This window comes from Streptomyces sp. NPDC006012, assembly GCF_042871185.1.
Classification (GTDB): domain Bacteria; phylum Actinomycetota; class Actinomycetes; order Streptomycetales; family Streptomycetaceae; genus Streptomyces.
Window position 1 is genome coordinate 50,938 of sequence record NZ_JBIAIE010000036.1, and the last position, 10,941, is coordinate 61,878.

General features: G+C 71.3%; 6 protein-coding genes. 3 read left to right on the forward strand and 3 right to left on the reverse strand.

Annotated elements, in window-relative coordinates:
* Positions 1-267 precede the first annotated feature (267 nt).
* Complete coding sequence (locus tag ACFYPJ_RS36095) at positions 268-753, reverse strand: carboxymuconolactone decarboxylase family protein (RefSeq protein WP_389025847.1); 486 nt, start codon at positions 751-753, stop codon at positions 268-270.
* 197 nt (positions 754-950) lie between these two features.
* Here ACFYPJ_RS36095 and ACFYPJ_RS36100 point away from each other — a divergent pair, with 197 nt between their 5' ends.
* A complete protein-coding gene (locus tag ACFYPJ_RS36100; protein WP_389025848.1) occupies positions 951-4,421 on the forward strand; it encodes a phosphodiester glycosidase family protein in 3,471 nt (1,156 codons plus the stop codon).
* A gap of 184 nt (positions 4,422-4,605) precedes the next feature.
* Here ACFYPJ_RS36100 and htpG read toward each other — a convergent pair whose 3' ends face one another.
* A complete protein-coding gene (htpG, locus tag ACFYPJ_RS36105; RefSeq protein ID WP_389025849.1) occupies positions 4,606-6,507 on the reverse strand; it encodes a molecular chaperone HtpG in 1,902 nt (633 codons plus the stop codon).
* A gap of 188 nt (positions 6,508-6,695) precedes the next feature.
* On the opposite strand from htpG, the gene ACFYPJ_RS36110 reads away from it, so the two are divergent.
* Positions 6,696-8,132 carry an MFS transporter gene (locus ACFYPJ_RS36110; RefSeq protein WP_389025850.1) on the forward strand — a complete coding sequence of 479 codons (1,437 nt, stop codon included), beginning with the start codon at positions 6,696-6,698 and terminating at the stop codon, positions 8,130-8,132.
* Complete coding sequence (locus ACFYPJ_RS36115; RefSeq protein WP_389025851.1) at positions 8,122-9,609, forward strand: pyridoxal phosphate-dependent decarboxylase family protein; 1,488 nt, start codon at positions 8,122-8,124, stop codon at positions 9,607-9,609. Before ACFYPJ_RS36110 ends, ACFYPJ_RS36115 begins: the two co-directional genes overlap by 11 nt.
* Positions 9,610-9,654: 45 nt before the next feature.
* Here the strand turns inward: ACFYPJ_RS36115 and ACFYPJ_RS36120 are convergent, their stop codons facing one another.
* Positions 9,655-10,710, reverse strand: a complete 1,056-nt coding sequence (locus ACFYPJ_RS36120; protein WP_389025852.1) for a PP2C family protein-serine/threonine phosphatase — start codon at positions 10,708-10,710, stop codon at positions 9,655-9,657.
* Positions 10,711-10,941: the final 231 nt, after the last annotated feature.

The following is a 10,941-nucleotide window of genomic DNA, read 5'->3' on the forward strand; positions in this document are numbered from 1 at the left end:
AATGGCTTGCTGATCAACTAGACCACCCATGCGCTTGAAGAGTTCCGATCAACATCGCATCAACATCGCATCGGCATGGCATCGGCATCGCTCCAATACATTCCGGTTACACCTGGCCTCCCGGGCCCCGGGCAACGCCCTGGAGCCCGGCCGCCAGGTCCGGATCGCGGGGCCACCACCTGCGCGCGACGGCAGCGGCCCCGAACCGGTACCCGGACCGGGCGGCCGGTCCGGGTGCCTGATGCCGAACGCCCCCCGGTGCCGACGCTAGTCGGCAAGCACCTGGCTGAACTGTCCGACCCGGTAGTCCCCGGCGGGCTGCCGGACCATGACATTCAGCCGGTTGAAGGAGTTGATCAGAGCGATCAGGGAGACCAGAGCGGTGAGCTGCTCCTCGTCGTAGTGCTTGGCGGCGTTCGCCCAGACCTCGTCCGAGACGCCCGCCGAGTCCGCGATACGGGTGCCCTGCTCGGTCAGCTCCAGCGCGGCGCGCTCGGCCTCGGTGAAGACCGTGGCCTCCCGCCAGGCCGCGACCATGTTGAGCCGCACCGCGGGCTCACCGGCCGCGGCCGCCTCCTTGGTGTGCATGTCGAGGCAGAAACCGCATCCGTTGATCTGGCTCGCACGGATCTTCACCAGTTCCTGCGTCGCCGAGGGCAGCGACGTGTCCTCCAGCGCCCTGCCCGCCGCGCTGAAGTGCTTCAGGATCTTGGCCACGGTCGGGTTGGCCAGAAGGTTCAAACGGGCTTCCATCGTGTGCTCCTGTGTCGTTGTCGATACCTGCACACGGAGGACGGACGGAACCGGCCCGTTGTGACATGGGCCGGTGTGATCTAGGTCTCGGATGACACCTGCCAATACCCCGATCGCGCCGTTCCAGGCACCCAAATCCCCAGACCGCCACTTTCTGTTCAATGTGTCGTTGATGTGACTGCATAGTTTCAGCCACCATGAACACAGCTGACCAGCACACTGACGGGCTCACCCGGCGCGGTCTCATCGTCGGCGCCGTCGCCGCCTCGCTCGTCGCCTCCGGCGGTGTCGCGACCGCGAGCCCCGCTCTCCAGGGCGGAGCGAGACCGGCCGGGAGCGGCGGTACCGCTCCCGGCGAGCAGGCCCGCGGCAATCTCGACTTCTCCGCCCCGCGGTACCAGACGGCCGTCCCCGGCGAGTCCGTCGAGGTGGACCGGATCGACCGCCCCGTGGCCCCGGGTATCGTCCTGACCACCTTCAACACCTTCGGCCGCAGCGGCTGGACCCGGGTGCACGTACTCAACGCCGACCTGGGCGACCGGTCGGTCGGCGTCGACCTCGTCGCCGCCAAGGTGAGCGACACCCGTCCGCTCGCCGCCGCCGCCGACGCGCAGCATTCGGTCGCCGCCGTCAACGGTGACTTCTTCGACATCACCGAGACCAATGCGGCCATCGGACCGGAGGTCCAGAACGGCCAGTTGCGCAAGGGAACGAATCAGCACTCCACCGTCGTCATGATCGGCGCCGACCGGGTGGCCCGGCTCGCCGACTTCATGCTCTCCGGCACCGTCACGGTCGCCGGTACGAAACGGACGCTGGCCGCCCTCAACTCCGCCGGCGTGCCCGCCGACGGCATCACCGTGTTCACCGCGCAGTGGGGGCCGGGCAAGCGCACGCTCATCTCGGGGTCGGGCCCCTACACCGAACTCGTCGTCGTGGACGGCAAGATCACCTCGGTGGGCAACGCGCTGACCGACACGCCGGTACCGGACAACGGTCTGATCGTCCTCGGCCGCGGTGCCGCCGCCGCGCAACTCGCCGGCGCCCGTCAGGGTGACTCCGTCACCGTGGCGTTCGAGCCGAAGACCGACAGCCCGTCGGCGCCGCAGATGGCGCTCGGCAGCAACGCGGTGCTCGTCCGTGGCGGCACGGCGATCACCTTCCCCCCCAACGAAGGCAGCGACGCGCTCAAGCCGCGTACGGCCATCGGCTGGCTGAACGGCGGACGCCGCCTGCTGCTCGTCGCGATCGACGGATCGGCCCAGTTCTCCGCCGGGCTCAGCTTCAACGACACGGCCAAGCTGCTGGTGCGGCTCGGCGCCACCGAGGCGTTCATGCTCGACGGCGGCGGGTCCACCGAGATGGTCGCCCGACGCGCCGGCGACAGCGCGGTGAGCGTCGTCAACACCCCCTCGGACGGCGCCGAGCGGCCGGTACCCAACGGCGTCGGCCTGTTCGGCCCGAAGGGCTCCGGCATGCTGCGCGGACTCGACGTACGCCCGGTGGCCGACCGGGTGGTGCCCGGGCTCACCCTGAACGTCGCCGTCAACGGCTACGACGAGACGTGGTCGCCCGTGTCGGTCGACCGGCACCCGGTCACCTGGACGGCCCGCCCGAGCTCACTGGGCCGGGCGAACGACGGTGTCTTCCGGGCGAAGAAGCCCGGCACGGGCACGCTGCGCGCCCAGTCAGGCCACGCCCGGGGCGAGAGCGAACTGCGCGTCGTCGGCGAACTGCACCGGCTGGCCTTCGCCCAGCGGGCGGTCACGATCGAGCCCGGCGCGACGATCGCCGTCGACCTCGTCGGTTACGACGCCGACGGGTTCGACGCCCCGGTGTCGGCCCACGACGTGACGCTCGACTTCGACAAGGCCGTGATCAGCGTGACCGCCCGCGACGACGGGCGTCTCGGCATCACCGCGGCCGCGGACCCGGCCGCCAAGGCCGCGGTCGTCACGGCCACCGTGGGATCGGTGGCGGCGAAGCTCGCGGTGACCGTGGGTCTGAGCGCCTCGTCGCTGGCCGAGTTCGAGCCGGGCGAGAACTGGACCGCGATCTCCGCCCAGGGCACCGCATCGGTCGACATCGTGCCGGCGACGGACCGGCCCGGCGCGGCCGCGGACAACCACGCCCTGCGCCTCACCTACGACTTCACCGGCAAGCCCAGCACCTCCGCGGCCTATGTGGTGGCGTCCGCGCCGATCACCCTGCCCGTCGGCACCAAGAAGCTGTCGCTGTGGGTCAACGGTGACGGCCGGGGTCACTGGCTGCGCGCCATGCTGCGCTCGCAGGGCACCACCAATGTGCCGTTCACCTTCACCACCACCGTGGACTGGACGGGCTGGCGGCAGGTCGTCGGCGACCTCCCCACCGGCTTCTCGGATCCGGTCACCCTGCTGCGCCTCTACATCGCCGAGACGTCGCAGACCAACAAGAACGCCGGGCAGCTGACGTTCGACGCGCTCGCCGCCCAGGTCGGGCAGCAGCCCGACACCACCGAGGCACCGCAGCCGGACCCGTACGTGATCGAGCAGGGCGGTATCCCGCACGGCCGGTGGACGTTCGCGGTCCTGTCCGATCTGCATGTCAGCGCCGCGGCGGGACCCGACTCCTTCTCGGCCCGGCAGGCGGCTCTCGCGCTGGACCAGGCCGTCGCCGACAAGCCCGACTTCATCCTCATCAACGGCGACTTCGTGGACAACAACGGCACCGCGGACTTCGACCTCGCCAAGAAGCTGCTGAGCGAGCACGTGCCGAGCGGGCTGCCGGTCTACTGGTCCCCGGGCAACCACGAGGCCGGGCTGTCGGCCACCGGGGGGCTCGACGCCTTCCTGGCCGCGACGGGCCGGCCGAACAAGCAGGTCTTCGACCACAAGGGCACCCGCTTCATCGTGCTGGACTCGCACACCGGCGACATGCGCACGTCCGACTGGGACCAGGTGCCGTTGCTGCAGTCGGAGTTGGCGAAGGCGGCGAAGGACCGGTCGGTCACGGGCGTGGTCCTCTCCTTCCACCACCCGCTGCACGACCCGTCCGGTGCCGAGGCGTCGCAACTGTCCGACCGATTGCAGGCCGACCTCATCAAGCGCTGGCTCGCGGACTTCCGGGAAACCTCGGGGAAGCCGATCGCCCTGTTCACCGGTCATGCCCACACCGCGTCGGTCACCCGCTCCGACGGCGTGCTCGAAGTCACCACTCCGGCCGTGGGCAAGACGCCCTACAGCTCACCCGACCAGGGCGGGTTCTTCGGCTGGATGCACGTCGGTGTCGATCCGCGCCCCGCCCGGATCAAGGCCGGACAGCCCAGCCCGGAGACCCGGGACTGGCTCCAGGCCGAGAGCCGGCCGCTGATCGACGGGATCACGCTGTCGGCGCCCACACAGATCCCGGTGGGTTCCCGGGCGGCGGTCTCCGCGACCGCCGCCACCAGTGAGTTCGGCCTCACCTTCCCGTTGCGCTACCCGGCCAGCGTCACCTGGGGCGGTGACTCGGGGCTCGTGGTGGCCCGGTCCGCGTCCGAGGTCCGCACGGCCACGCGCAGCCCGAAGACCCGTGCCGTGCTGGATCTGACGTCCGGCACGCTCATCGCCGTACGCCCCGGGAAGGTCACCGTGACGGTGACGTCGGGCGGGTTGACCGACACCGCGACCGTCGACCTCGTCTCGTAACAAGCAGGATCCCGCCGCTCATGGCCGGCCCCGTCGGCCGGCCGTGAGCGGCGCGGCGGACCTTGTGCCACACCGGCGGACGCGTACACCCGGGAAAGCCCCGGAGTCCTGGCGTCCGCCGCAGTCGCCGCAGTCGCCGCAGTCGCCGCAGTCGCCGCAGTCGCCGCAGTCGCCGCAGTCGCCGTTACAGCGTGCGCCCCATCCGGTCCGCGACCAGTTTCACGAAGCGGGCCGGTTCCTTGGGGTGTCCGCCCTCGGCGAGCACCGCCAGCCCGTGCAGCAGTTCCGCGGTGTCCGTCAGCTCCGAACGGTCCGCGCTCGCCTCGTACGCCTGGTTGAGGCCCCGCACCAGCGGGTGGCCGGGGTTGAGTTCCAGGATGCGCTTACTCGTGGGCACCTCCTGCCCCATGGCGCGGTACATGTTCTCCAGCGCGGGGGTGAGGTCGTCGGCGTCGGAGACGACACAGGCCGGGGAGACCGTCAGCCGCGACGAGAGGCGTACGTCCTTGACGTCCTCGGCCAACTGCTCCTTCATCCAGCCGAGCAGTCCGGCGTACTCCTCGCTCCGCTTCTCCTTCTCCTCGTCCGTCCCCTCGTCGGTGTCGGTCCCGAGGTCGATCTCGCCCTTGGCGACCGACCGCAGCCGCTTGCCCTGGAACTCGCCGACGGCGTCCACCCACACCTCGTCGACCGGGTCGGTGAGCAGCAGCACCTCGACGCCCTTGGCACGGAACGCCTCCATGTGGGGGGAGTTCTCGATGTTCTGCCGGGACTCGCCGGTGATGAAATAGATGTCGTCCTGGCCGTCCTTCATCCGCTCCGCGTACTCCTGGAGCGTGGTCGGCTCCCCCTCGCCGTGGGTGCCCTCGAAGGACGCCACGGCCAGGATGGCGTCGCGGTTGTCGGAGTCGGTGATCAGCCCTTCCTTGAGGACCGCTCCGAACTCCTGCCAGAAGGTGGCGTAGCGCTCCGCGTCGGCCGCCCTCATGTCCTTGATCGCGGACAGCACCTTCTTCGTCAGCCGCCGCTGGATCATCATGATGTGGCGGTCCTGCTGGAGGATCTCGCGGGAGACGTTGAGCGAAAGGTCCTGCGCGTCGACCACGCCCTTGACGAACCGCAGGTAGGGCGGCAGCAGCGCCTCGCAGTCGTCCATGATCAGGACGCGCTTGACGTAGAGCTGCAGGCCGCGCTGGTGGTTCTGGGTGAACAGGTCGTGCGGGGCGTGCTCCGGCAGGAACAGCAGGGCCTGGTACTCGAAGGTGCCCTCGGCCTGGAGCCGGACGGTCTCCAGCGGGGCACGCCAGTCGTGGCTGATGTGCTTGTACAGCTCGTGGTACTCGTCGTCGGAGACCTCGTCACGCGAGCGCGCCCACAGGGCCTTCATCGAGTTCAGGGTCTCGGGGCCGGCCGCGGGCTCGTCGCCCTCGCCCTTCTCCGGAACCATCCGGATGGGCCAGGTGATGAAGTCCGAGTACCGCTTCACGATCTCCCTGATCTTCCAGGGAGCGGTGTAGTCGTGGAGCTGGTTCTCGGGGTCGGCCGGCTTGAGGTAGAGGGTGACGGCGGTGCCCTGCGGGGCCTCGTCGACGGCCTCCAGGGTGTAGGTGCCCTCGCCGCGGGAGCTCCAGCGGGTGCCCTGGCTCTCGCCGGCCCGGCGGGTCACCAGGGTCATCTCGTCGGCCGCCATGAAGCCGGAGTAGAAACCGACGCCGAACTGGCCGATGAGCCCCTCGGCGCCACCCGTGTCCTTGGCCTCCCGCAGTTCCCGGAGGAATTCGGCGGTCCCCGAGTTGGCGATGGTACCGATGAGGCGCCCGACCTCGTCGTACGACATGCCGATGCCGTTGTCGCGCACGGTGAGCGTGCGGGCTTCCTTGTCGACCTCGATCTCGATGTGCAGATCGGAGGTGTCCGCGTCAGGTGCGTCGTCGCGCAGCGCCGCCAGACGCAGCTTGTCCAGCGCGTCGGAGGCGTTGGAGACGAGTTCGCGCAGGAAGACGTCCTTGTGCGAGTAGACCGAGTGGATCATCAGCTGGAGCAGCTGACGGGCCTCTACCTGGTACTCATACGTTTCGGTCGGCATGTTCGGTGTATCCCTCGCAGGTCCCACTGGCCGGATCTGGTGAGCATCACTGTAAAGCACCAAGTCAACGCACAGCCGCCGTTGTTCGTCGAACGGAGCGCCCCTCTTGCCGTGGGGCGGGTGAATGTTCCATGCTCTGCGCCTGCGGCTGCCCGCCGTCCACCGTCCGCCGCGTCTCCGGGACTCGTATGAACCCCACCGATAGCCCGGGCCCGCCCGCCGGGCCCGGTCCGGACCTGCCCGGAGCACCGGGCGGCGGGCCGGGCGCGAGGCCGGGGCTGTCCCGCACGGTACGGATCGGCTACGGGCTCGGTTCCCTGGCGACCGGCACCTTCGGCACCGTTCCGGGGCTGATCCTGCTCTACTACCTGACCGACGTGCTGGCCGTCACGCCGGTGGTGGCCGGGGCGGCGGTCTTCCTGCCCAAGGCGTGGGACGTCGTGGTCAATCCGCTGGTGGGGGCGGCGGCCGACCGCAGCCGGGCACAGGGCGGGTCCCGCCGGCCGTTCCTGCTGGCCGGCGCGCTCACCCTGCCGCCGCTGTTCGCGCTGATCTTCGCCGCTCCCCCGCTGCACGGCGCGGGCGCCGCCGCATACGTCGCCGTGCTGTTCCTGCTGGCGGCGACCGCGTACGCGGTGTTCCAGGTGCCGTATGTGACGCTGCCCGCGGAGATGACCGAGGACCCGGTCGAACGTGGCCGGCTGCTGGGCTGGCGCGTCGGCTTCCTCGGTGTGGCCATCCTGCTGTCGGGGGCGTTGGCCCCCGCCATCGCGCACGCCGGGGAGGATTCCCGGGCCGGCTACCGGACGATGGGCGTGGTGGTCGCCGTACTCCTCGCCGCCGGGATGCTGGGGGCCTGGCGCGGTACCCGGCACGCCCCGGTCGGCGTGCGCAGCGCGGCGGAAGGGTCGCTGCGCGCACAGTTCGCCGCCGTCCGTGGCAACCGCGCCTTCGCGGCCCTGGCCGGGATGTGGACGGCCCAGGCACTCGCGGTCGGCACGATGCTCGCCGGTGTCCAGTACTTCGCCACGTACACCATCGGCCAGGCGGGCGCCGTCACACCGCTGTTCGCCTGCATGATCGGCCCTCTCGTGCTGGTGATGCCGCTGTGGAACCGGCTCGCCCGCGCCCGGGGCACCGAGTGGGCCCAAGGGTGCGCCTCGCTGCTGTTCACGGCCGGCGCCGCGGCGTTGTTCCTGGCCCGGTACACGCACGCCGCCGTCGGGTACGCGGCGGCCGCGCTGGTCGGTGTCGCCTACGCGGGCCTTCAGTTACTGCCGCTGACCATGCTGGCGCACACGCTGTCCGCCGACGCCGCGCGCACCGGGCGGCGCCGTGCCGCGACCTTCACCGGGCTGTGGACGTCGGCCGAGACGCTGGCGCTGGCGCTGGGACCCGCGGTGTTCGCGCTGGTGCTGGCGGTCACCGGGTTCCGCTCGTCCGACGCCGACGAGGAAGTGGCCCAGCCGGCCGCGGCCGTCACCGGAATCGCCGTCGGGACGAGTGTGCTGCCCGCGCTCGTCTCCCTCGCCGCGCTCCTGCTGCTCGGCCGCTACCGGCGGGAGTCCGCCGCCCCGGCCGCCGCCCTCACCCGCGCACAGAGAGAGAAGGACCGTGCCCCCTGACTCCGCCACCGCGACCACCGTTCCCGCACTGCCCGCCGGCCGCCCGGCCGGCGAGTTGCTGGCCGAACTGCGCGAACTGCGCGCCGGTGACGCCCCGACCCGCGGCGGCCGGACGTTCGCCTATGTCTACGACGCCGGGCTGCCCGCTCTGGACGAGCTGGCCACGGCCGCGTACGGCGTCTTCGCCACGGTCAACGGCCTGGACCCGACGGTCTTCCCGAGCGTGGCCCGGCTGGAGAACGATGTGGTGGGTGCGGTGGCCGCGGTGCTGGGGGCGCCCGGCGTCCAGGGCAGTTTCACCAGCGGCGGCACCGAGTCGATCCTGCTGGCCGTGAAGACCGCCCGCGATCACGCCCGGGCCGTGCGCGGGGTGACCCGGCCACAGCTGGTGCTGCCCTCGACCGCGCACGCGGCCTTCCACAAGGCGGCCCACTATCTGGGCCTGGAGACGGTGGTGGTCCCGGTCGACCCGGTGACGTTCCGCGCGGTCGCACCGGCCATGGCGGACGCCGTCACCGAACGGACCGCGCTGGTGGTCGCGTCGGCTCCGTCGTACGCGCACGGCGTGCTGGATCCGGTCGCCGAGATCGCGGCGGCCGCCGCCGAACGGGGCGTGCTGTGCCATGTCGACGCCTGCATCGGGGGCTGGTACCTGCCGTTCCTCGCCCGGACGGGCCGCCCGGTCGAACCGTTCGGCCTCACGGTCGCGGGCGTGACCTCGGTCTCGGTGGACCTGCACAAGTACGGCTACGCCGACAAGGGGGCGTCCGTCGTGCTGTACCGGGACGGCGAACTGCGCCGCCACCAGTACTTCGCGCACGCCGACTGGCCCGGTTACCCGGTGGTGAACCCGACGGTGCAGGGCACCAAGCCGGGCGGGCTGCTGGCGCAGGCGTGGGCGGTGCTGCACCACCTCGGCGACGCCGGATACACCGCGCTGGCCAGCCGCATCGCGCGGGCCGCCGAGGAGTTGCTGCCCGGGCTGCGGGCCACGGACGGTGTCCGGGTGCTCGGTGAACCGGCGGGCAGTCTGGTCGCGTTCACCGTGACGGACCCGGCCGGCGTCCCCGACCTGGGCCTGGTGCTCCAGGTGGCGGACGAGATGCGGGAGCGCGGCTGGTATCTCCAGCCGCAGCTCTCCCACGCCGGACTGCCGCCGAACCTGCATCTGACCCTGACCCCGGCGACCGGCGACCGGGTGGCGGCGTTGCTGTCGGATCTCGCCGGGTCGGTCGCGGCGGCCCGGGCGAGCGAGCCGGTGGCCGTGGATCCCGCGGTGGCCGAACTCGCCGCGTCGCTCGACCCGGACACGCTCACGCCCGAGGACGTGGCGGGCTTCCTGGCCTTCGCGGGGCTGGGCGACGGGCAGGGCCTGCCGTCACGGACGGCGCCGGTGCTGGTCCTGCTGGACGCGCTGCCGCCGCGGCTCAAGGAGCGCCTGCTGACGGAGTTCATCGGTTCGCTGTTCCGTATCTGACGCCCCGTGAACTGACGGCCCGTGGACGTGGCAGGGCTGCGGCGGTCAGGTGCCGGCGCCGTCCCGGCGCGCGACGACGAGGGCCATGTCGTCGTTGCGCCGCCCTCCGGTGTACTTCTTGAGGTCGTCGGCGATCCGCCGGGCCAGCGAGCCGGGTTCCTCGTCCGCCCAGGCCGCGACGCGCGCGCAGAGCGGGTAGAAGATCCCCTTGTCGTCGCGGGCCTCGCTCACGCCGTCCGTGTACAGCACCAGCCGGTCGCCGCGGACGAACGGATACGTCACGCAGACGTACGAGGAGGCGGACATGTCGCCGAGGCCGAGCGGCGGCGCGGGCTCGGGCACCGCCAGCGGCCCAGGGGCCAAACCGTGCAGCAGCAGCGGTGGCGGATGCCCGCAGTTGATCAGGCGCAGCACCGGTTCGTCGTCCGGGACGTCCACGATCACGGCGGTCACGAAGCGTTCGTCCACGTCCTCCTCGGTCGGCGTGAACTCCGCGAGGCCCCAGGAGACGGCGTCCTCCATGTAGGCGACCAGTTGCGGGAGGGAGACGTCGAGGTGGGCCGCGGCGCGGAAGGCGCCCAGCACGATCGCCGTGTCGTTGATCGAGGACAGCCCCTTGCCGCGGACGTCGCCGATGAGCAGCCGGGTGGAGTGGGCGGAGCGGGCCACCGCGTAGAGGTCCCCGCCGACGCGGGCGTCGGCCTCGGCGCTGCGGTACACGGAGGCGAGGGACACCGGGCCGGACCGCTCCGGAAGCGGGCGCAGCACGACGCGCTGTGCCGCGTCCGACACCGAGCGCACCCGGACCAGTTCCCCCTCCCGTCTGACGCGCAGGCAGGTGAGGGCGACGAGGAAGGCGCAGAGCCCGGCCAGGGCGGCGATCTCGACGAGGACGCTCTCCGTCGCCAGGGTGTGCCGCTCCAGTCCCGCGGTGGTCAGCGCCATCACCGCCAGGCCGCTGACCAGCAAGGTGGCCGGCGGGCCGGCGCCCACGGCGGTGGCGGCGCAGACGACGACCAGCAGATGGGCGATGTGGATGTCCGGCGGCAGGAACACGTCGGCCACCGGGATGGCGAGGATCGCCAGTACAGGGCCGAGCAACCACCATGAGACTGTCACTGCCCGACGCCGGGGCCGCACGACCCTATTCGACGTATTGCATATGGTTTCAGCCGTCATACAGTCTCCTGTACTTTTTGCACCTTCCCTCCCTAGCACACGGCCCTCCGCCCCGTCATCCCCCGTTATGTTCTTCGCGGTCCTGCAAGAGGGCCGCTGGCCTCCGGGCCCGGCATGACTGTGTCCCCCTGTCGAAGGCATGACCTGGGGGGT